A 21,303-nucleotide genomic window follows, 5' to 3' on the forward strand; every position below is an offset into this window, starting at 1 on the left:
CGCTTGCTCCCTCAAAGGCCGATCATGCCGCCGAAGGGCCCGGATCGTCTTCCTCTGTCTGCCGGATTTTGCCCGTCTCGCCAAGGGGCCTGCTGGTCGCTGAGGCGCTGTGGACAAGGGTCAGGCCCTGCGACAGACGTCCGCCGACGTTCCGAGCTGCTCGTCGCGCAGCCTCAGGCTGGTAAGGTACGTCTTCGACCACAATCCGCTCGTTCCTGCCGTCGGGCCGTTCGACCAGTAGGCTGTGGCCTTTCCTCATGCCGAGTAGGCTGAGGCCCCGCCACGTGCTGACGGACAGGCCGGCCCCTATGGAAGCGAATGTTTCGCTCTGCACCAGCGTTCGCGTCTCCGCCGGGCCGCCATCTATGCAAAAAGTCACGCGGCTGGCCAACGTCACCAAGTCGGGCCCGACCAGGTCGACCGGAACAATGCTGCTCTGCGAAAGCTTGCGCTCGAGCACTGGCACGATCGGATCGGCAAAGGCGCGCCTGCGCAACAGCATCACCTCAATCATCCCCAAATCCTTCGTCGTGACGCAGTAGATGGTCTTGGTCATGACGGCCTCCCGGACGGGAGCTGCTCGACAGCGTCGATTGTGCCCGACAGGACCCGGCCGTCACGGCTTTGCCAGTGCACCGACCCGCCGGCACGCGCTCCGATCAGCGCTGTTCCGAGCGGCGTCAGCACCGAAATGCGCTTCTCGGCGATGTCGGCTTCGCTGGGATAGACCAGCGTGACGCGTTGGCAACTTCCATCGCTGTTGCGCAAAGTCACTGTCGAGCCCATCCGCACTACATCTGCCGGCATGGCCGCCGCTGCCGCGACCCTGGCGCGGTCCATTTCCGCGAGCAGACCCTCGGCAATGTCGGGCGCCCGGTCGAGACAGGCTCTGGCTAGGCCGGTCAGCCTGTTGTGATCGGCGTCGCTGACGAGGAGCAGGTTTCGGTAACGTGATGGAGTTGTTGCAGACATGGCAAACCTCATGGGCCCGGCGCACAGGACGACTGCGCTGGCGCCAGATCAGGGGCGGCGGACAAAGCCGGCAGCCGCACAAGGCCGGCCGGCTCAATGGCGATGTATGGAATTCAAATGCCCCGGTTCAGGCGGCCGCCAGCTTGGTGGCCGGGCCGGGGCTACGCTCCCGCGATGGGGCAGACCCTGAAAAAGGTTCTGGTATGGGCGAGGTTGCTCATCCCGGAACCCTTGCCGAGAAGCGCCTGCTTGTCAAGCAAGGCACTCGTTCAGCCGGTATAGCGCCGGTGAAAGCGCGGCCCGAGGCTGGTCAGGATCTCGTAGCCGATCGTGCCGGCATGGCCGGCTGCGGCGTCGACGCTTTGCGATGGTCCGAGCAGCTCGACCAGGTCGCCCGTGCCGAGCTTGCCCTGCGGCAGCGCGGAAATGTCGAGGATGATCGAATCCATCGACACCCGCCCGACAAAGGGCAGCCGCACGTTTTCAAACCAGGCGGCGGAGGCGGCGCGGCGATGCCAGCCATCGGCATAGCCGAGAGAGATCGTCGCCAGATTGAGCGGATCCTCCGCGCGATAGGTGTGGCCGTAGCCGACCCCGGCGCCTTTCTCGACGCTTCGCGTCTGTACCACCTTGGCCTGCAGCCGCACCACCGGCAGCATCGGATTCGGCTCCGCCGGCGTCGGATTGATGCCATAGAGCGCCGCGCCGGGGCGCACGAGATCGAAATGGAAGGCCGGTCCGAGGAAGATGCCGGAGGAGTTGGCGAGCGACGCGGGCGCCTCGGGGAGCATCTTGCGCAACCGCTCGAAGGCCAGCCACTGCCGCTCGTTGGCCGGATGCGCCGGCTCGTCGGCGCAGGCGAGATGGCTCATGACGAGGGTGACCGCGACGCCGTCGAAGGAAGTCGGCTCACGGCTCAGCGCCTCGACCTCCGCCGGCGGCATGCCGAGCCTGGACATACCGCTGTCGACCTGGATCGCGGCCGGCAGCTTGCGGCCGGCGGCTAGGCCGGCCTTGCCCCAGGCCTTGAGCTGCGCGGTGCTGTTGATGACGGGAGCAAGTTCGGCTTCGACCGCCTCGTTTTCCGAGCCGGGCGGCAGCCCGTTCAGCACATAAATCGCTGGTCCGGGGCCGAGCGCCCGGCGCAGCGCCACGCCTTCGGCGAGCAGCGCAACGAAAAAGCTCGTGCAGCCTTCCGCCGCCAGCGCCCGCGCCACTTCGGCGGCGCCCAGCCCATAGCCGTCTGCCTTGACCACGCCGGCACATTGCGCGGCGCCGAGTCGCGCCTTCAGCCGCCGGTAGTTTTCCCTGATGGCGCCAAGATCGATGGTCAGGATCGCCCCGGCTGTGGCCTCGCTAGGCATGCAGCTACCCGCGTCAGGCGCTTGCGGCAAAGGCGCCTTGTCGCCACTCATCGAGGCGACCGCGCCAGGGTTGCGCCTGTTGCGAAGACGCGCGATTGCCGACGCCGGCGCCGCCCCTCATCGCCCTGCCGGGCACTTCTCCCCGTATAGTGACGCGGAGAAGGGGCTGGCCGCAGCCTCGGTTGTCTTCCTGCAACGTTGGCGATTAGCGAAATCGGCGCCGAGAGCTTCCCTCTCCCCGTCACAATACGAGGAGAGGATGCCGGCAGGCAGGTGAGGGGCAGCGCCGGCGCTCCCCTATGATGCTCTTGCCATGCATGGTTCATGTCAGCCTCTGGTACTTGCGGCGTACCGGCATCAATATCAAGAGTGCCCGATCCCGAACAGTGCGATCGAACGCGCCTCTACGGGACGAGATGCCGGAACGCCGCCACCACCTCTTCATAGACCTTGCGCTTGAACGGCACGATCAGCCCGGGCAGGTCCTGCATCGGCCGCCAGGCCCATTTGTCGAACTCGGCGGTGTGGCCGCCCGGCGGCGGGTTGATCTGGATTTCGCCGCTGTCGCCGTGGAAGCGATAGGCGAACCATTTCTGCGTCTGGCCGCGATAGCGCCCCTTGAAGGCAACGCCGACCAGGTGCGCCGGCAAATCGTAGTTGATCCATTCCGGCGCCTCGGCGAGCAGCGAGACCGAGCGCATGCCGGTTTCCTCGTAAAGTTCCCGTCCCGCCGCATCGAGCGGTTCCTCGCCCTTGTCGATGCCGCCTTGCGGCATCTGCCAGAGCTGCGTCGTGCCGGCGAACTCGCTGTCGGGCTCGGCGATGCGGTGGCCGACCCAGACCAGCCCGTCGCCATTGAGGATCATCAGGCCGACGCAGGGGCGATAAGGCAGGGTCTCGGGATCGACATTCTTGGCCATCGTCGGACCTTCTGCGCTGCGGCGTGACGTCTGAGTAGTGAGTAGTGAGTAGTGAGTACCTATAGCTGGCAGAATCAGATCACGGCACCGAAACCCTTCACTATTCACTATTCACTATTCACTATTCACTATTCACCCTTTTTGCGGATCGATGGCTACCGCCGAAATCGGCACGATCTCGATGCCGCGCTTCTTCGCCTCGGCCACCCAGGCCGAAACCGTATCGACGGTGAGATCGAAGGCCGAGCCGATGCCGACGGCAGTGCCCTTCGCCCGCGCGGTGGCTTCCAGCTCGTCCAGCTTCTTCAGGATCGCGCCACGATCCTGCACGGCGTCGATCGATGTGTCGCCGGCGACGAAGGGCACGCCGTCCTTCAGCGCCAGGTCGGGCGCCAGGCTGCGCGCCGACGAGCCGTCGTCGACATAGGCGAGACCCCTTTTGCCGAGCTCCGCCATGAAACTCGCCATCGCCCCTGGATCGGCCGAGAAGCGCGCCCCCATGTAATTCATGACGCCGGTGTAGTTGGTCGTCCGCGACAGCGCCCAGTGCAGGTTCTTCAGGTTCTCGTCCGGGCTCGCCGCCACCGTCAGCGTGTTGCGGCCGGGATTGACGTTGGGATAGTCGAACGGCTCGAGCGGTACCTGCATGACGATCTCGTGCCCGCTCTGCCGCGCCGCCTGCATCCAGCGGCCGATGCTGTTGCCTTGCGGTGCAAAGGCCAGCGTCACCTCGGCCGGCAATTTGGCGATCGCCGCCTGCGTGCCGGTCTGGGAGACGGCGAGCCCGCCGATGACGATCGCCACGCGCGCGCCCCGCGATCCCGACCACGGCCGCGCATAGACGTCGAACGGCCGCCTGCCGTCGGCGGCGCGGACCGGCAGCGGGCCGGTGTCGCTGGCTTCGATCAACGCCTTGTCGGGGATATGCGCGATCTTCAGGTTCTGGCCGATCGAGGAAGGATCGCGGATGACGATGGCCGCCTTGGGCGGGCCGTCGCCTTCCTCGGTCTGGACATGGATGATCTGCGGTCCGCCGGCCTTGGGCGTTTCGACCTTGGGTGCCGCCGTCGCCGCCTCCGCGGCGGGTGCCGGGGCGGGCGTCGCGGCCGGGGCCGGCGTCACCTTCGGCGTCGACACCGCGACCTCTTGCGGCTTGCGGAACGGTTTTTCGCGCAAGGCGATCGCGCCGGAGACGCCGATCACCGCAAGCACGGCGAGCGTCGCCGCGACCGCGCCGGTGCTGATGCCGCGCGAGGCAACACGCTGCGGCCTGGGACCCTGCCCGAGCGGTCGTTCTATGTCCTTGCCGATGTCCACCAAGCCGCAACCCCGAAGCGTTGGGACCGGCAGGTGGGCTCACCTCCCGGAACGCCACGCCAATCCAAGTCTCCTCGGCGCCTGCCACGCCTCGGGCGCGGCGCGCCGGCCGCGACCCCCGAATCAAACTGCCGGAACCTCGCGGTCCCGGCAGCATCGCATTGCTTCGATCAGGCGGCCAGACCTCTTGGCCTGGTCCGCCGAATCCCTACTGGTTGAGCACGGCCTTCTGCGGATTCGGCGGGAACGCCGGATCGGTCTTGTGGCCGCGCAGCAACTGCTCGGCATAGATCAGCTGCAGGTCGTCCTTCGGATCCGGCGGCACATAGGCGGCCGAGCCGGAGCCGGTCGAGCTCTCGTCGGCGCCCTTGATGTGGCCCTTGAGGTCCGATTCGCCGCGCGTCAGGTCCCTGCCCTGCAGGTCCGCCGGCAGTGGCTGCTCGACCTTGATATCTGGCGTGATGCCCTTGCCCTGGATCGACTTGCCGGACGGCGTGTAATAGAGCGCCGTCGTCAGCCTGAGCGCGCCGTTCTCGCCGAGCGGGATGATGGTCTGCACCGAACCCTTGCCGAAGGACTGGGTGCCGACCACGGTGGCGCGGCGCAGGTCCTGCAGCGCGCCGGCGACGATTTCCGACGCGCTCGCCGAACCGCCATTGACCAGCACGATCAGCGGCTTGCCGCCGATGTCGTCGCCCGCCCTCGCATCGAAGCGGGTGACGTCCTTCGGATCGCGGCCGCGCGTCGAGACGATCTCGCCGCGGTCGAGGAAGGCATCCGACACGCTCACCGCCTGGTCGAGCAGGCCGCCCGGATTGAGGCGCAGATCGAGCACATAGCCCTTGAGCTTGTCGGCCGGCACCTGCTTCTTGATGGTGTCGATGGCGTTCTCGAGATCGTCGTAGGTCTTCTCGGTGAACGAGGTGATCTTCATGTAGCCGACGTCGTTCTCGACGCGGAACTTGACCGCCTTGACCTTGATGATGTCGCGCACCACCGTCAGCTCGATCGGCTTGTCGGCGCCCTGGCGCAGGATGGTCAGCTTGATCGGCGTATTGACCGGTCCGCGCATCTTCTCGACGGCGTCGTTGAGGGTCAGGCCGCGCACCTCCTCGCCGTCGATCTTGGCGATGTAGTCGCCGGCCAGCACGCCCGCCTTGGCGGCCGGCGTGTCGTCGATCGGCGTGATCACCTTGACCAGGTCGTTCTCCATGGTGACCTCGATGCCGAGGCCACCGAACTCGCCCTTCGTCTGCACGCGCATGTCCTGCGCCTGCTCGGCGTTCATGTAGGACGAGTGCGGATCGAGCGAGGCCAGCATGCCGTTGATGGCGTTCTCGACCAGCGACTTGTCGTCCGGCGGCGTCACATATTGCGCCCGCACGCGCTCGAAAATGTCGCCGAAGATCGCCAGTTGCTTGTAGGTCTCGGAGCCCGCAGCGTTCGCCGTCGAGCCTGGCGCGCCGTAGACCAGGCTCATCGCTGACGCGCCCATCAGCGCGCCGGCGAACAGAAGCGAAAGTTTCCGCATCATTTCACGTCCTTCCAGAAAAACGGTCCGCCCACCATGGGGTCGGATCGACGGGTTTTCCATCCTTGCGGAACTCGACATAGAGCTCCGGCGTGGCATTTCCATTCTGCGAGGCCGAGGTGCTCGCCACCCGGGCCTCTCCCATCGCGCCGACCGGTTCTCCTGCGAGCACCGACTGGCCAGTCGCGACACTGATTCTGCTCATCCCAGCCAAGACGACATGATACCCGTCGCCGGCATTGAGGATCAAGAGTTGACCATAAGAGCGAAACGGCCCCGCATAAAGCACATTTCCATCCGCCGGCGCGGTGACGATGGCTCCCGATTGTGTCGCAACCATGTCCCCTTGCATCACCGCGCCGTTACCGTCATCGGCGCCGAAGCGCCGCTTGATCTTGCCGGTCACCGGCAGCGCGATCTGTCCCTGCAGCGCCGAGAACGGCGCTGCGGCCGTGAGCCGGTTGCCTTCCGGCACCGGCAGCGCGGCCATTTCCGCCGGCGCCGGCGTCTTGCCGTCTCCTCCCGGAGCCTGATCGCCATCGGCCGATTTGCGCTCGGCCGCCTTGGCCTGGTCTGTCGCCCTGCGCGCCTTGTCGGCCTCCAGCGAGGCGATCAGTTCCTTGAGGCTGCCCGCCCTGGCGGCCAGTACCTGTGAGCGCTGCTTCTCGGCCGCGATCTCCGTCTCGGTGTCTGCCTGAAGCTTCTGCTTGGCCTCGAGCAGCATGCTCAGCCGCTTCTTTTCCGCCGCCTGTTCGCCGACCGCCGTCGTCAGCCTGGCCCGCTCCGCCTCGATCGAGGTCGTCACCCGCGTCTGTTCCTTGAGGTCGGCGAGCAGCACCTCGGTCTGCTGCCGCAATTCCGGCACCACCGCGCCGAGCAGGATGGCGCTGCGCACCGACGACAGCGCGTCCTCCGGCTTGACCAGGATCGCCGGCGGCGGATTGAGTCCCATGCGTTGCAACGCGCCCAGCACTTCGGCCAGCACGTCGCGCCGCGCCGCCAGGGAGGCACGTATCTTCTGCTCTTCCGCTTTCAACCCTTCCAGCTTGGCGCCGATGTCCTCGATGTCCTGGCCGAGCTTCTGCTCGGTCATCGCCGACTGGATCAACGCCGCGGTGATCGAGGCATGGTCCTTTTTGACCGCCGCAATGTCGGCGGCGAGCTTGGCCAGCCGCTCGGACGAGAGCGTGATTTCCTTCGAGACCTGTTCGTATTCGGCCCGGCTCCGGTCGGGATCGGGCGCTGGATCAAGGGTGTTTTCCGCCGCCAGGGCCGGACGGAACGCAATCAGCGCGGCGACAAATGTCAGGCCGCAGCGGCTGCGCCAGGCGCGCGTTCTCGAATTCCAGCCTTCAGACATCAGGCCCAGACTCTATCCGCCGCTTCGTTAACGAACCATCAACCATGATGGAGAACCCACAACTACCGTGATGTCGGGCCATTGAGGCGGAAATTCGGAGAACTACGCATCTTCCGATCGCGCTTCCAGGGTCCTCAGGTCCTCGGCCAGGCGTACAGGCACGTCCATCCGATCATGCAGGATGGCTCATGACGCCGATCCGGCCGCCGGAAAGCTTGGGCCGAGCGTGCTGACCCTGGCGTGTCCTTTGGCCGCGACATCAGGAGCGATGGTAGGGGTGTCCAGCAAGAATCGTCGCGGCCCGGTAGAGCTGCTCGCCTAGCATCACCCGCACCAGCTGATGCGGCCAGGTCAGCGCGCCGAACGAGACCACCAGATCGGCCTGGTCGCGCAGCGACTGGTCGTGGCCGTCGGCGCCGCCGATGGCGATCACCAGCGCCTTGCGGCCGCTGTCGCGCAGCAGGCCGAGGCGGCCGGCGAATTCCTCGGAGGAGAAGCTCCTGCCGCGCTCGTCGAGCAGGATCAGCGCCGTGCCTTGCTGCAGCATCGTCTGCAGCTTCTGGCCTTCCTCGCGCCGGCGCTCGTTGGCGGTCTGGGCGCGGCCTTCGGCAATCTCGACGAGGCCGGCATATTCCAGCCCCACCGCCGGGCCGCTCCTAGCGAAGCGCTCGAAATAGCGGTCGGCGAGTTCTCTCTCGGGGCCGGCTTTCATCCGGCCCACGGCATGAACGGTGATCTTCATCCTTGCCTCGAAGAGCCGCTAGTGCATGTCACCCAGGGATTCGGGGACACGCACCCCAACGGTTACGGCTCAGTGAAGGGTCTCTTCCTCGAGGTCCGGCGCCTGCCACATCTTTTCGAGATTGTAGAATTCGCGGACTTCGGGACGGAAGACATGGACGATGATGTCGCCCGAATCGATCAGGACCCAGTCGGCGCTGGCCAGCCCCTCGACGCGCGCCATGCCGAGGCCGGCATCCTTGAGCGCCTTGAGGAGATGATCGGCGACAGCCGAGACATGACGGTGCGATCGGCCCGACGCTACGACCATATAGTCGCCGAGGCTCGATTTCCCCTGGATGTCGATTGAGACGATGTTTTCGGCCTTGGAGTCTTCCAGACTGGCAAGGACTGTCTTGATGGCGCGGGACACGGCGTCATTTCCGCTGATCCCGGCCGGCGAAGGCACGATGTCGGCCTTCTTCCGCAGTGCTGTTCTCAGTGTCTTTCCTTTCGCAGCAAGAACAACCAAATCACCCGTGAAATCAGGTGACACCACTTAGATAGGCAGAGTTCCGTTGCAGTTTCAAGACGGTGGCCCCGCGCTCGCCAACGCGACCCCCTCCGCTTGGTTCCGCAAAGCGGGAAAAAAGTCGGGAACCCATGGCGTCCACATGGGTTATCGGCTCGCCCACCAACCGGATTTCCCAAATGCCGATCGATCCCCAGGACACGCTCCTCTCCGTGCAGGCTGGCCTCGCGCAACTCAGCAGCCTGATCGTCTCCTACTCCTTCTCGGCCGTCGGCGCCGTCATATTGCTGGTCGTCGGCTATCTCGTCGCCGGCCTTGCCGAGCGCTCGATCTTCGCCGGCCTCGGTCACATCCACGGCTTCGACGCGACGCTGCGCCATTTCTTCTCGAAGATCGTCCGCTACGCCATCCTGATCCTCGTCGTCATCATGGTGCTCGGCCAGTTCGGCGTGCAGACCGCCTCGATCATCGCCGCCATCGGCGCCATCGGCCTCGCCATCGGCCTGGCCCTACAGGGCACGCTGCAGAACATCGCCGCCGGCATCATGCTGCTTGCCCTGAGACCGTTTCGCATCGGCGAGTATGTCGAGGTCGGCCCCATTTCCGGCACCATCGAGGAGATCGGCCTGTTCGCGACCCGGCTGCGGACGGTCGACGGCGTCTATGTGCTGGCGCCCAATTCGACGCTGTGGAACCAGCCGGTGCGCAACTACACGCGCAACGGCGTCCGCCGCGGCGACGTCACGCTGACCATCGGCTCCTGGAACGACATCGACCTCGCGCAAAAGACGATGCTCGCCGTCGCCGCCACCGAGCGGCGCGTCAGGCGCGAGCCGGCGCCGATCGCCTTCGTCGCCACGGTCGGCGACAGCGGCGTCGCCATCAGCCTGCGCTACTGGACTTCGTCCGCCGATTTCTTCGCCACCCAGATCGATCTCACCAAACGCGCCAAGCAGGCCTTCGACACCGAAGGCATTTCCGTCCCGGTGCCGCCGCCGGAAGCATCGCACCAGGAACCGCCCTCAACCAGGCAGTAGCGCAAGCCGTCGACAACGCGCCTCAATTGCCGGGGCGAGGCTGCTCGTCCGGCGCGAAGGCGAGTTCCACCGGCAGCGGTGCCTGCGCGCACATCGGCGCGAAGCTGCCTGTCGCGGTGGCTGGGACCGGCCGTGCCGCCAGCACCCGCCACGACACGAACAGGCAAAACGCCGAGGCGATGACGATGCCGACATAGATGAACGTCCCGGTGCCATAGACCGCGGAAAGCCCTGTCACGATGCCCGGCACCACAAACCCCGCCAGCGACCATGCAAACAGCATCGAGCTCGACAGGGCGAGCAGATCGTCCTTGCCGGCGCGGTCGGCGGCATGCGCGCTGGACAGCGAATAGATCGATTCCGACGCGCCATCCCAGATCAGATAGACCACAAGCAGGACGGCCAGCGCGCCGCCATCGAAGGTAATGGCGAGCAGGCTGGAAACGAGGGCAAGCAGTGCCGCGCCGATCAGCACATAGCGCCGGTCGGTCCGGTCCGAGATCCAGCCGAGCGGTATCTGCAGGATCAGCGTGCCGACCGGCATGGCCGACAACAGCAGCGCCACATCCGCCTGGCTGTAGCCCTTGGCAGTGGCATGGATCGGCGCGAAACCGGAGATGATCATCGACAGGCCGCCGACGGCGAGCATGCCCGCCACCCCGACCGGCGAAATCCGCCAGGCGCGGCCGAGCGCCACCGAGGCCGCCTGCGGCGGCGGCGGCTGCGCCAGCCGCGTCATGCCGACCGGCAGGATCGACAGCGCCGTGAAGGTGATGCCGATCAGCGGCGCTGCCGCGGTGCGGATGTCGATGGCGGCGAGCGTCGCATAGCCGACGCCGAGGCCGGCGACATAGGCGACGTAGAACACCGCCATGACGCGGCCGCGTATGGCATTGGGGACGGCATCGTTCAGCCAGCTCTGGGCGACGATGAACAGACCGCAGATGGCGAAACCGTAGAGCGCGCGCGCCGCGATCCAGATGAGCGGGATCGGGCCGGCGCCGATCGCCGCGTTGGAGAGCGCGATCAGCGCCGAAAGCACCATGAAAGCGCGGGCGTGACCAACTCTCCGGACGAGAGGCCCGGTCAGGATGCAGCCGGCGAGCCCACCGGCCGAAAGCCCGGTGACGATCAGCCCGGCCCAGGTCGGATCGAAGCCGTCGGCGCCGAGCCGCACCGGGATGAAGGCGAACATCAGCCCGTTGCCGATCGCGATCAGCGCCATCGACGCCACGACGCTGGCAATGGCGATCAGCGGCGCCGGCTGCTTGCCGTCATCTGGCTCGATGGTGGTGCGGTTCTTCTCCAGCATTCACGCAGCATCGCCGACCTGCCGACGAAAGGCCGCCGCAAAAGCGACATGGCCGAACTTTCCCCTTCTCGCTAAGGGGGACGTTTCAGCCCCTTGCCGCCTTGCGGATGGCGCTCGACGACAGCGACGAGCGCGGGCCGTGGATGAAGGTCCAGGCCGGCGCCTTCATGCGGGCAAGGCGCGGCGCGTCACCCTCGTCGACGCGGGCGTAGTCGAAGGTCTTGGCGACCACCGAGGAGAGGAAGGACAGCGTCGCGCCCGGGCGGTCGATGACGGCGATGGGGAAGGTCATGACGATCTGGCGCCAGCGCTGCCAGCGATGGAAGTCGCGAAGCGAATCGGCGCCCATGATCCAGACGAAGTCGACGCCGGGATTGCGCGCCTTGACGAGCGCCAGCGTGTCGGCGGTGAAGCGGATGTGGTGAGCGGCCTCGAACGCGCTGACCTTGATCTTCGGATTTTTTGCGATCTGCTCGGACAGCTGCAACCGCTCGGCCAGCGGCGCCAGCTCGCGCGTGCTCTTCAGCGGATTGCCCGGCGTCACCATCCACCACAGCTGGTCGAGCGCCAGCCTTCTCAGCGCGATCTCGGCGACCAGCGCGTGGCCGGCATGCGGCGGATTGAACGAGCCGCCGAACAGGCCGACGGCAACGCCCTTGCCGGCATGCGGCATGCGCAGATAGTGCGCGGGGACGGCGGGCTGAGGCGACGAGAGCACGGTGCTAGGCCCCCCTCTCTGCCCTGCCGGGCATCTCCCCCTCAAGGGGGGAGATCGGCAGCTCGTCCGCAGGCGCCAATCTTATGACGTAGGCGATTGGCGAAGCCCTATGCGCAAGTTGATCTCCCCCCTTGAGGGGGAGATGGCCGGCAGGCCAGAGAGGGGGGCCTGGGCGCAAGCTTCAACCTCTAGCGGCAAATAGCATCAAGGCCTCACCTGTCCCGACCCGCGCACGCGGTATTTGAACGAGGTCAGCTGCTCGACGCCGACCGGGCCGCGCGCATGCATCTTGCCGGTGGCGATGCCGATCTCGGCGCCCATGCCGAACTCGCCGCCATCGGCGAATTGCGTCGAGGCGTTATGCAAGAGGATCGCCGAATCGATCTCGTTGAAGAAGCGCTCCACCGCTTCAGCGTCCTCGGCCAGGATCGCCTCCGTATGGTGCGAGGAGAAGCTCTCGATATGCTCGATCGCGCCGGTAACGCCATCGACCAGCTTCACCGCGATGATGGCGTCGAGATACTCGGTCACCCAGTCGGCATCGGTCGCGGGACTGGCGTCGGAGAACGCCTTCAGCACCTCGGTATCGGCATGGATTTCGCAGCCGGCGGCCCGCAGCGCCTCGAGGATCGGCACCAGATGCGTTCCCGCCGCCGCACGGTCGACCAGCAGCGTCTCGGCCGCGCCGCAGACGCCGGTGCGCCGCATCTTGGCGTTGACGGCGATCTTCACCGCCATGTCGAGATCGGCCGATCGATCGACATAGACATGGCAAATGCCTTCGAGATGGGCAAAGACCGGCACCCGCGCCTCGCTCTGCACACGCTCGACCAGGCTGCGGCCGCCGCGCGGAATGATCACGTCGAGATTGCCGCCGAGGCCTTTCAGCATCTCGCCGACGGCGGCGCGGTCGGTGGTCGGCACCAGCTGGATCGCATCCCGCGGCAGGCCGGCCGCTTTCAGTCCCTCGACCAGGCAGGCATGGATCGCCGCGGACGAGTTGAGCGAATCCGAGCCGCCGCGCAGGATCACCGGATTGCCGGCCTTCAGGCAGAGCGCGCCGGCATCGGCCGTCACATTTGGCCGGCTCTCATAGATGACGCCGACGACGCCGAGCGGCGTGCGCACGCGCTCGATATGGAGTCCGTTCGGCCGGTCCCATTCTGCGATCACGTCGCCGACCGGATCCTTCAGCGCGGCGATCTCGCGAATGCCGTCGGCCATCGCCTCGATGCGCGACGGTGTCAGTTTCAACCGGTCCATGAAGGAACCGGAAAGGCCGGATTCCTCGCCATTCGAGACGTCGATGGCGTTGGCGTCGAGAATCGCCTGGTCGTTGCGAAGAATGGCTTCGGCCATGGCGACAAGCGCGGCGTTCTTGGCGGCGGTGGTGGCAATGGCCAGCGGTCGGGCTGCGGCGCGCGCCTGGCGGCCGATATCGGCCATCAGCGCCGCAGTGTCGTCTCGGGATTTCTCATGCAGCTTCAGCATGGCTCATCCTCCGCTTCGGCCGGCCAATACTTGATCAACGGCCAATACTTGATCACTCGAATGGCTCACCACAAGGTCGTCGCGGTGGATCATCGCCGAGCGCGCCTCGTAGCCGAGCACGGTTTCGATCTCGGCCGTCTTCAGGCCTGCGATCCTTACGGCATCGGCGGCATCGTAGGCAACCAGGCCGCGCGCGATCTCGCGGCCCTCGGGCGACAGAATCGCCACCGTGTCGCCGCGCGAAAAATTGCCGCTGACCAGCTTGACGCCCGCCGGCAGCAGCGACTTGCCCGATAGCAGCGCGCCGATGGCGCCGGCATCGACGGTGAGCCGCCCCGCCGGTTCGAGCTGCCCGGCGATCCAGGTCTTGTAGCCCTTCACCGGATTGGCGCTCGGCTTGAAGAAAGTGGCGCGTTCGCCGCGTTCGATCGCCATCAGCGGCGACAGCCTGGTGCCCGACGTGATGACCATGGCGGTGCCGGCCGCATTGGCGATCTTGCCGGCGTCGAGCTTTGTCCGCATGCCGCCGCGCGACAGCTCGGAGGCGGCCGCGCCCGCCATCGCCTCGATGTCGGGTGTGATGCGGTCGACCACCGGGATGAATTTCGCTTGCGGGTCCCTGGCCGGTGGCGCCGTGTAGAGTCCATCGATGTCGGAGAGCAGCACCAGGAGGTCGGCGCCCATCATCGTCGCCACACGCGCCGCCAGGCGGTCGTTGTCGCCGTAGCGGATTTCCGAGGTCGCCACCGTATCGTTCTCGTTGATGACCGGCACCGCCTTCATCTTGAGCAAGGTCGAGATCGTGGCGCGCGCGTTGAGGTAGCGCCGCCGCTCCTCGGTGTCGCCGAGCGTGAGCAGGATCTGGCCGGACTTCAGCCCGCCCTTGCCGAGCGCGTCCGACCAGGCGCCGGCGAGCGCGATCTGGCCGACGGCGGCCGCCGCCTGGCTCTCCTCCAGCTTCAGTGCCCTTTTTCCGAGGCCGAGGATGGTGCGGCCGAGCGCGATCGCGCCTGAGGAGACGACGAGCACCTCGGCGCCGCCATGGGCGAGCACCGCGATGTCGTCGGCGAGCGAATCCAGCCAGTCGCGCTTCAGCCCCGTGCCGCGGTCGACGAGCAGCGCCGAGCCGATCTTGACGGTGATGCGCCGGTATTTCTTCAGCGACTGCATGGTCACTGCCAGCGCGTGTCGACAGGAGCGGGAACGGCGTCGCGGGCCTCGGCCACGACAGCCATCAGCGCACGCTGCACCGCTTCCACGCCTTCGCCGGTGACGGCCGACAACAGCAGCGGCGCGCGGCCGGCGGCGCGCTTCAGCGACGCCGTCTTCTTCTTGCGCGCCTCGGCGTCGAGGATGTCGATCTGGCTGAGCGCCACGACCTCGACCTTCTCGGCCAGCCCGTGGCCATAGGCCTCGAGCTCGGCGCGCACGGTCTTGTAGGCCTTGCCGGGGTTCTCTTCCTGGGCGGAGACGAGATGCAGCAGCACGCGCGTGCGCTCGACATGGCCGAGGAAGCGGTCGCCGATGCCGACGCCCTCATGCGCGCCCTCGATCAGCCCGGGGATGTCGGCGATGACGAATTCGCGACCGTCGATGCGGGCGACGCCAAGGCCGGGATAGAGCGTGGTGAAGGGGTAGTCGGCAATCTTCGGCTTGGCCGCGGTGACGGCCGCGAGGAAGGTCGACTTGCCGGCATTGGGCAGGCCGACCAGCCCGGCGTCGGCGATCAGCTTCAGCCGCAGCCAGATGCTGAGCTCCTCGCCCGGCAGACCGGGATTGGCGCGGCGCGGCGCCTGGTTGGTCGAGGTCTTGAAATGCTGGTTGCCGAAGCCGCCATTGCCGCCCTTGGCGAGCAGGAAGCGCTGGCCGACGACGGTGATGTCGCAGATCAGCGTCTCATTGTCCTCGGCAAAGATCTGGGTGCCGACCGGCACCTTGAGCGTGACGTCGGCGCCCTTGCCGCCGGTCATGTTGCGGCCCATGCCGTGCATGCCGGTCTTGGCCTTGAAATGCTGCTGGTAGCGATAGTCGATCAGCGTGTTCAGCCCGTCGACCGCCTCCGCCCAGACATCGCCGCCGCGGCCGCCGTCGCCGCCATCCGGTCCGCCGAACTCGATGAATTTCTCGCGGCGGAACGACACCGAGCCGGCGCCACCGTCGCCGGAGCGTATATAAACCTTTGCCTGGTCGAGAAATTTCATCGGATCTTCGGGTTTCTGCTATTGCGCTTGCGGGATTGCTCTAAAGCAATTCCAGGAAAAGTGTGAGCGGTTTTCCGTCCGGAATTGCGGAGGAAGAACGAGATAGGGCGGGTCGCCGTTTCCGGGAAACGCAGACCCGGTCCAATCAAGCGGGGCGAAGGGCGAGGGCGATTTGCGACTAAAGCGCCGGATGCCCTTTTGCCAGGGACGCGGTAGCACTGTTGGCGGGCGGAGCTGAAGGGGTGCGGGAATGAAGCTTGTCACCTACAACATCCAGTATGGCATAGGTCTCGACGGCAGCTATGATGTCTCCCGCATCGCCGATGCCGTGCGCGGCGCCGATGTCATCGCCTTGCAGGAGGTCACCCGCAACAACCCCAGGAACAACAACCGCGACATGGTGGCCGAGCTCGGCGAGGCGCTGCCCGACTATTTTGCCGCCTATGGCAGCAATTTCGAGGTCAACATCTCCTCGCGCCTGGAGGCCGGCCGCGCCATCACGACCACCTTCCAGCTCGGCAACATGGTGCTGTCGAAGACACCCATTCATCTGTCGCGCAACCTTCTTCTGCCGCGCAGCCGCAGCCTGGAAGCGATGAACTTCCAGCGCGGCGCGCTCGAGGCGCTGATCGAGACACCGCTCGGCTTCATCCGCTTCTACTCCACCCATCTCGACCATCGCAGCCCCGTCGAGCGCCAGAGCCAGATCCGCTTCCTGCGCCAGCGCCTGTTGAACTATGCGCTGGAGGGCGGCGGTCTTTCCGGCATTCCCGAGATCGGCCTGCCGGACCTGCCCTACCCGGAAGCCTTCATCGTCATGGGCGACTTCAACATGCTGCCCGGCTCGGCGGAATATGCCGAGCTTGCCGGCCGCCCGGACCACGAATTCGGCATGCCCTTGACCGCCGACCTCGCCGTCGACGTCGCCGAGCGCCTCGGCGTCCCGGATCTCGCCACCTGGGTCGACCCGAAACGGCCCGACGATGCGAGCCGCCACAAGCGCATCGACTACATCTTCACCAGCGCCTCGCTTGCCAGGTCGCTGAAGCGCTCGTGGGTCGACCGGCAAGCGGTGGGTTCGGACCATTTGCCGGTCTGGGTCGAGTTGGGCTGACCGGTTCTTTTGATCTCAGCTTCGAAGCGCGGCGCCTAGGCGTGTTGCTATTCAGGTCAGGCCGAGTCGAAAATGACCGTTTCCGAGAACCGGAGCGGAGCGTACTTAAGTACGTGAGCACCGGAAGCGCAGGAAACGGTCATTTGCAGGCCGGCCTCACCTGAATTTCAACATGCCTAGAAGTGGACCCAGTTCCTCAGACTGGTCCACGTCTTGCGATCGAGCCGGTAGCGCTCGACCGGCACCTGGCCGGCGACGATCGAGTTCAGCATGCCCTGGCCGGCATACTGGAAGCCGCACTTGTGGATGACCCGGCGCGAGGCCGGATTGATGACCCGGGTCGAGGCGTGCAGCACCTGGGTCGAGGTGTTCTGGAAGGCGAGGTCGACCAGCGCGTGCGCGGCCTCCGTCGCATAGCCGCGCTTCCAGTAGGGTTCGCCGATCCAGTAGCCGAGCTCCAGCCCGCGATCGGTGGTGTTGAGCCCCGCGCAGCCGACGAAGGTGCCGGTGCCGGCAAGCGTTAGCGCGTACACGATGCCTGCCCGGCGCGATGAGGCCATGGCCAGGAATGCCCGCGCCTCTGCCTCGCCATAGGGATGCGGCATGCGGGCCAGCATCTCGGCCACGTGACGGTTGTCGGCGAGCGCCACCAGTTGCCCGACATCGCTGTCGCGCGGGGCGCGCATCACCAGCCGCTCGGTGGCCAGCACCGGGCAGTCTATCGCGTAACTTTCGTCATCCGTGTCTTCCGCTTCGGCAACCATTTTCAGTCCTCCAGGCAAAGAAAAAGGGGAGATGGAAACCCATCTCCCCTGATCCTTTTCCTGGCCTGGCCAGACACCGGTTCCCGAGATGGGTGCCGGTGTTGTGGTGCGGAACCGGCTATTCCGCTGCTTTGGTAATCGGGTTCACCGAAACGTAGGTTCGGCCGTTGGCTTTTTTGTTGAAGGCGACTGCGCCGGCTTCGAGCGCAAACAGGGTGTGGTCCGTGCCCATGCCTACGTTGGTGCCCGGATGCCACGAGGTGCCGCGTTGACGAATGATGATGTTGCCCGGAATCACGGCTTCGCCGCCGAACTTCTTCACGCCGAGCCGCTTGGAGTGCGAGTCGCGACCGTTGCGCGACGAACCGCCAGCTTTCTTGTGTGCCATCTAACTAACTCCGATACGCCGCAAGGGGCGTTTGAAAGGTCTTATGAACGCGTTCGCGTTCCGTTTCAAGTCCGATCCGGCGATCGTTTCGCCGGATGCGCCTTACTTCTTCGCCAGCTCCTTGGCCTGCTCGCGCCAGTCCTTGATCTGGTCGGCGCTGAACGGCATGTGCTCGTCGATCTTGGCGACATCCTTATCGGAGAGCTTGGCGAGCTGGGCGAAGGTGATGATGCCCTGCTCGTTGAGGTCCTTGGCGGCGACCGGGCCGATGCCCTTGATCACGGTCAGGTCGTCCGGCTCGCCCTTCGGCGCCTTGAACAGCGGCGCGGCGGCGGCCTCGGCCTTGGCTTCTTCCTTCGGAGCGGCTTCCTTCTTGGCCTTGGCCTCCTTCGGAGCGGCCTCGGCCTTCGCCTCGACAGCAGCAGCCTCTGCCTTGGCCTCCGGCTTGGCGGCGGCCTTCTTCGCCGGCTTGGCTCCACCCAGCAGGATCTCGGCGATCCGGACGGTGGTCAGAAGCTGGCGGTGGCCGATCTTGCGGCGCGAATTCTGCCGGCGGCGCTTCTTGAAAGCGATGACGGTGCGGTTCTTGCCCTGCTCGACGACTTCGGCCGTGACCAGAGCGCCATCGACGAACGGCGCGCCGAACGTGACGTTCTCGCCCTCGCCATGCGCCAGCACATTGCCGATCTCGACGATGTCGCCGACCTTGGCTTCGAGTTTCTCGATCTTCAGGAGATCGTTGGCGGCGACGCGATACTGCTTGCCGCCCGTTTTGATGACTGCGAACATTTTTTGCCTTTCGCTGTTCGGTCGGCCTCGATGAACCGCATCGAGCGGTTCGGCCGTCTTTTTGTCAGTCTGCGGGTTCAAAAAACAAGCGGCGCGGAAGACCCTCCACGCCGATTGCGCGCGTTCCCTAACCGAAGGTCCGGTCAAAGTCAAGGCAAGTGGCCGACGGGGTAGAGTCTTCAGTTTGAAAGGTCGTTACTTCTTCGGCGTCTGAGGTGGCACTAGTGTGACATAAGGTGTCCTCGGCGCCTTGCCAGGCTCCCGGTAAAACGGGGCCAACTCGCCAGGCGGTCCGAGCGACTTGATGTAGAGATAGATGGAACGCAAGTCGCTGTCGCTCATGGCTTGAACTTGGTACCAGGGCATCGGCGGCAAATTGACCTTGGTCTTGAGGTGGTCGACCCATTTGTCCTCGTTAAAGCCCATCGCCGAGTCCCTGAGGTTTGCTGCGTAGGTCGTGCCCCATGGACCCTGCCAGCCAATGGAAGAGCCTTTCAATGCTTTCTCCGGGTCGATTTTCCCATCGGCTTCACGGTATCCTTCCGTGTGGCAGAAATGGCAGCCGCCTATGATCGAAATATACAAACCGCGTTCGACGGAAACCTCATCGGCCGCCAGCAGGCTGGAAGGCAGGAAGCACAGAGCGCCGGCCGCAAAAAGATCGATTGTTCGCATATTCGCCGCCTCCCCATGGCTGATAGCCGCCATCATACGCGAATGATCGGCAATCTTCGACGGGCATCGTCAAGACGGGCAAGTTTCAAACTGAGACACTCCGGCCGACGCCATGAACGTCCGGTGGTCCGCGGCGCCCAGGCCGCCCGCCGCGGGCCGTATGGGAGCCGGGCATTGACGCTCGCGGACTTGCCGTCTGCCGGCCCGTCGGAGCCGCCTGGCCGTGACCAAATCGACACCGCGTCAAAGAAGCCGCTCATCCGGCAGATTTGGCCTTGTAACCTTTACGTCCAGTCGTTATCTAGTGCGCCGCGCCGGCAACGGCCGACCATGACCGCGGAGAGGTGGCAGAGTGGTCGAATGCACCGCACTCGAAATGCGGCATGCTCGCAAGGGCATCGGGGGTTCGAATCCCTCCCTCTCCGCCATCCTGCTCGCTCTTCGAGCTTCGCGGAACAGCCCGCTCCGTCGCGCGAAGCAGGTTGCCCCTCCGAAGCTTTAGAGCAGGCGGGCGGCTCGGAGCCTCTCCCGACATCCGCCTTTCACTGCCCCACATCGGCCTCGCGGATGAAATCGCGCAGCCTTTCCATGTCCCAGGACAGCGGGCGATCGTCGCTGTAGTGCGCGACGCGCTGGCGGATGGCGCGATAGATGGCATCGGTGCCTGGCGCCCGTGCCGCGCGGTCGGAAAGGAAATCATGCGCCTGCGCGGCTGCCATGAGTTCGATCGCCAGAATATATTCGGCGTTGTCGATGACGGCCAAAAGCTTGTTGGCCGCCACGGTCGGGTGGGCGAGGAAATCCTCCTGCAGGCCGGACGTGACGCCGCCGTCTGTCGCCGCCGGCGCGGCAAGGCGTCGATTGACGTTGCTTAGCGACGTGGCGGTGTACTGGGCGATCATGAAGCCGGAATTGCAACCGCCCTCCGCGGCGAGGAATGGCGGCAGATTGTTGACCAGCGGGTTGACCAGGCGGTCGATGCGACGTTCGCTCATCGCCGCGACCTGCGCCAGCGCAATCGTCAAGCTGTCGGCGGTCTGACCGAGCGCGGGCGCCACCGGATGCGCCTGCGAAAACACTTTCGGATCATCGATCGTGCCGGAGACCGCGGGATTGTCGGTTACCGAGGCCAGTTCACGATCGACCAGGTGCGCGGAACGCTCGAGGACTTCCCGCGCCGCGCCGTGCACATGCGGCACCGCGCGAAGGCTGAGCGCATCCTGCGTGCGACTGCCCTGCGCCGCCGCGATCAGCCCGCTGCCATCGAGCAGACGCCGCAACGACGTGCCGACTGCCTCGATGCCGGGCGACGGCCGCATGGCGAGCACATGTTCGTCGAAGGCCGCCATCTGCCCGCCCGCGGCCTCCAGCGTGAGCGCCGCCGCCGCATCGGCCCAGCACAGCAGACGCTCGGCGCGCACCAGCGCGATGCTTGTCAGGCCGGTAGCGCATGCCGTGCCGTTGACGAGGCTCAAGCCTTCCTTGGCGCCCAGCACCAGCGGCTCCAGGCCGATCTCGGCCAGAGCCTGGCGACCGTTCATCCTGCGTCCGGCGACCCTTGCCATGCCCTCGCCGATCAGTACCAGCGCGATATGGGCATTGTGCGTGAGATATCCGGCAGATCCCCGGGAAGGAACTTCCGGAATGCAGCCGCGCTCGAGGAAGGTGAGCAGATTGCGGACGATCTCGGGCCGCACGCCCGAGTGGCCATGCGCGAAATTTGCCACCTGCACGGCGATGATGGCGCGGATACCGCGTTCAGGCGCGAGTTCGCCGACGCCGCAGGCGTGGCTTAGAATGATGTTGCGCGACAGCTTCTCCTGCATGGCTGGCGCCACCACCTGGCTTGCAAGCGCCCCGACCCCGGTGTTCACGCCATAGGCGCGGATGCCCTTTTCGACGAGGCTTGCCACGATGCGGTTCGCATAGGCGATGCGATCCCAGGCGGCCGGCGCCAATTCCAGCTTTTCGCCGTCTCCGACGCGCGCGATGTCGCGCCAGTTTGCGGCATTGTCGATGATTATTGTCATTCGTGCATTCCACCCGGGCTGACGCCCTCAAAAACTGCGCTGGGTCCCAGCAGCGCCGTACCTAAGGC

The 21,303-nt window shown here is 65.9% G+C and carries 21 protein-coding genes and 1 tRNA gene; 3 read left to right on the top strand and 19 right to left on the bottom strand.

The window, feature by feature from the left end; all coding sequences use genetic code 11:
- Nucleotides 1–22: 22 nt before the first annotated feature.
- From PU724_RS17105 to rsfS, 9 genes are all read right to left on the bottom strand, one after another.
- Nucleotides 23–556 carry a GreA/GreB family elongation factor gene (locus PU724_RS17105; RefSeq protein WP_354423051.1) on the bottom strand — a complete coding sequence of 178 codons (534 nt, stop codon included), beginning with the start codon at nucleotides 554–556 and terminating at the stop codon, nucleotides 23–25.
- Nucleotides 553–972, bottom strand: a complete 420-nt coding sequence (gene rnk / locus PU724_RS17110) for a nucleoside diphosphate kinase regulator (protein WP_354423053.1) — start codon at nucleotides 970–972, stop codon at nucleotides 553–555. Before rnk ends, PU724_RS17105 begins: the two co-directional genes overlap by 4 nt.
- A 269-nt stretch (nucleotides 973–1,241) precedes the next feature.
- Nucleotides 1,242–2,336, bottom strand: coding sequence for an alanine racemase (alr, locus tag PU724_RS17115; RefSeq protein WP_354423055.1), 1,095 nt, complete (start codon nucleotides 2,334–2,336; stop codon nucleotides 1,242–1,244).
- Nucleotides 2,337–2,740: 404 nt separating this feature from the next.
- Nucleotides 2,741–3,256: an RNA pyrophosphohydrolase gene (locus PU724_RS17120; protein ID WP_354423057.1), complete on the bottom strand. Its 516-nt coding sequence runs from the start codon at nucleotides 3,254–3,256 to the stop codon at nucleotides 2,741–2,743.
- A gap of 132 nt (nucleotides 3,257–3,388) precedes the next feature.
- Nucleotides 3,389–4,576 carry a divergent polysaccharide deacetylase family protein gene (locus PU724_RS17125; protein WP_354423058.1) on the bottom strand — a complete coding sequence of 396 codons (1,188 nt, stop codon included), beginning with the start codon at nucleotides 4,574–4,576 and terminating at the stop codon, nucleotides 3,389–3,391.
- A 205-nt stretch (nucleotides 4,577–4,781) separates the two neighbouring features.
- Nucleotides 4,782–6,107 carry a S41 family peptidase gene (locus PU724_RS17130; protein WP_354423060.1) on the bottom strand — a complete coding sequence of 442 codons (1,326 nt, stop codon included), beginning with the start codon at nucleotides 6,105–6,107 and terminating at the stop codon, nucleotides 4,782–4,784.
- A gap of 1 nt (nucleotide 6,108) precedes the next feature.
- Nucleotides 6,109–7,464, bottom strand: coding sequence for a murein hydrolase activator EnvC family protein (locus tag PU724_RS17135; RefSeq protein WP_354423062.1), 1,356 nt, complete (start codon nucleotides 7,462–7,464; stop codon nucleotides 6,109–6,111).
- Between the two features lie 259 nt (nucleotides 7,465–7,723).
- Nucleotides 7,724–8,206 (bottom strand): 23S rRNA (pseudouridine(1915)-N(3))-methyltransferase RlmH, encoded by a 483-nt coding sequence (gene rlmH / locus PU724_RS17140; RefSeq protein ID WP_127284555.1) that lies wholly within the window; start codon nucleotides 8,204–8,206, stop codon nucleotides 7,724–7,726.
- 69 nt (nucleotides 8,207–8,275) lie between these two features.
- Nucleotides 8,276–8,653, bottom strand: a complete 378-nt coding sequence (gene rsfS / locus PU724_RS17145) for a ribosome silencing factor (RefSeq protein ID WP_127284554.1) — start codon at nucleotides 8,651–8,653, stop codon at nucleotides 8,276–8,278.
- 242 nt (nucleotides 8,654–8,895) lie between these two features.
- Between rsfS and PU724_RS17150 the strand changes: the two genes are divergently transcribed.
- Entirely contained in the window at nucleotides 8,896–9,753 is an 858-nt protein-coding gene (locus tag PU724_RS17150; protein WP_127310251.1) for a mechanosensitive ion channel family protein, read from the top strand.
- Nucleotides 9,754–9,775: 22 nt separating this feature from the next.
- On the opposite strand, the gene PU724_RS17155 is transcribed toward PU724_RS17150, so the two are convergent.
- The 5 genes from PU724_RS17155 to obgE form a co-directional block, all read right to left on the bottom strand.
- Nucleotides 9,776–11,065, bottom strand: coding sequence for an MFS transporter (locus tag PU724_RS17155; RefSeq protein ID WP_354423064.1), 1,290 nt, complete (start codon nucleotides 11,063–11,065; stop codon nucleotides 9,776–9,778).
- Nucleotides 11,066–11,150: 85 nt separating this feature from the next.
- Nucleotides 11,151–11,738: a nicotinate-nucleotide adenylyltransferase gene (locus PU724_RS17160; RefSeq protein ID WP_127284556.1), complete on the bottom strand. Its 588-nt coding sequence runs from the start codon at nucleotides 11,736–11,738 to the stop codon at nucleotides 11,151–11,153.
- Nucleotides 11,739–11,987: 249 nt separating this feature from the next.
- Nucleotides 11,988–13,274: a glutamate-5-semialdehyde dehydrogenase gene (locus PU724_RS17165; RefSeq protein WP_354423066.1), complete on the bottom strand. Its 1,287-nt coding sequence runs from the start codon at nucleotides 13,272–13,274 to the stop codon at nucleotides 11,988–11,990.
- 3 nt (nucleotides 13,275–13,277) lie between these two features.
- On the bottom strand, nucleotides 13,278–14,444 hold the full coding sequence (gene proB, locus PU724_RS17170; protein WP_127284550.1) for a glutamate 5-kinase: 1,167 nt from the start codon (nucleotides 14,442–14,444) through the stop codon (nucleotides 13,278–13,280).
- 2 nt (nucleotides 14,445–14,446) lie between these two features.
- Complete coding sequence (gene obgE, locus PU724_RS17175; RefSeq protein ID WP_354423068.1) at nucleotides 14,447–15,475, bottom strand: GTPase ObgE; 1,029 nt, start codon at nucleotides 15,473–15,475, stop codon at nucleotides 14,447–14,449.
- Between the two features lie 250 nt (nucleotides 15,476–15,725).
- Here obgE and PU724_RS17180 point away from each other — a divergent pair, with 250 nt between their 5' ends.
- Nucleotides 15,726–16,589, top strand: a complete 864-nt coding sequence (locus PU724_RS17180) for an endonuclease/exonuclease/phosphatase family protein (protein ID WP_127309312.1) — start codon at nucleotides 15,726–15,728, stop codon at nucleotides 16,587–16,589.
- 176 nt (nucleotides 16,590–16,765) lie between these two features.
- On the opposite strand, the gene PU724_RS17185 is transcribed toward PU724_RS17180, so the two are convergent.
- The 4 genes from PU724_RS17185 to PU724_RS17200 form a co-directional block, all read right to left on the bottom strand.
- On the bottom strand, nucleotides 16,766–17,353 hold the full coding sequence (locus PU724_RS17185) for a GNAT family N-acetyltransferase (protein WP_127309311.1): 588 nt from the start codon (nucleotides 17,351–17,353) through the stop codon (nucleotides 16,766–16,768).
- A gap of 118 nt (nucleotides 17,354–17,471) precedes the next feature.
- Nucleotides 17,472–17,741, bottom strand: coding sequence for a 50S ribosomal protein L27 (gene rpmA / locus PU724_RS17190; protein WP_126057796.1), 270 nt, complete (start codon nucleotides 17,739–17,741; stop codon nucleotides 17,472–17,474).
- A gap of 102 nt (nucleotides 17,742–17,843) precedes the next feature.
- Nucleotides 17,844–18,530 (bottom strand): 50S ribosomal protein L21, encoded by a 687-nt coding sequence (locus PU724_RS17195; protein ID WP_127284546.1) that lies wholly within the window; start codon nucleotides 18,528–18,530, stop codon nucleotides 17,844–17,846.
- Between the two features lie 195 nt (nucleotides 18,531–18,725).
- Complete coding sequence (locus PU724_RS17200; protein WP_426213406.1) at nucleotides 18,726–19,238, bottom strand: hypothetical protein; 513 nt, start codon at nucleotides 19,236–19,238, stop codon at nucleotides 18,726–18,728.
- A 305-nt stretch (nucleotides 19,239–19,543) separates the two neighbouring features.
- On the opposite strand from PU724_RS17200, the gene PU724_RS17205 reads away from it, so the two are divergent.
- Nucleotides 19,544–19,633, top strand: a tRNA-Ser gene (locus tag PU724_RS17205).
- A gap of 114 nt (nucleotides 19,634–19,747) precedes the next feature.
- Here PU724_RS17205 and PU724_RS17210 read toward each other — a convergent pair.
- The gene (locus tag PU724_RS17210) at nucleotides 19,748–21,235 is read right to left on the bottom strand and encodes an HAL/PAL/TAL family ammonia-lyase (RefSeq protein ID WP_354423073.1); all 1,488 of its coding nucleotides are present in this window, start codon (nucleotides 21,233–21,235) and stop codon (nucleotides 19,748–19,750) included.
- Nucleotides 21,236–21,303: the final 68 nt, after the last annotated feature.

The organism is Mesorhizobium abyssinicae, from assembly GCF_049887195.1.
Classification (GTDB): domain Bacteria; phylum Pseudomonadota; class Alphaproteobacteria; order Rhizobiales; family Rhizobiaceae; genus Mesorhizobium; species Mesorhizobium abyssinicae.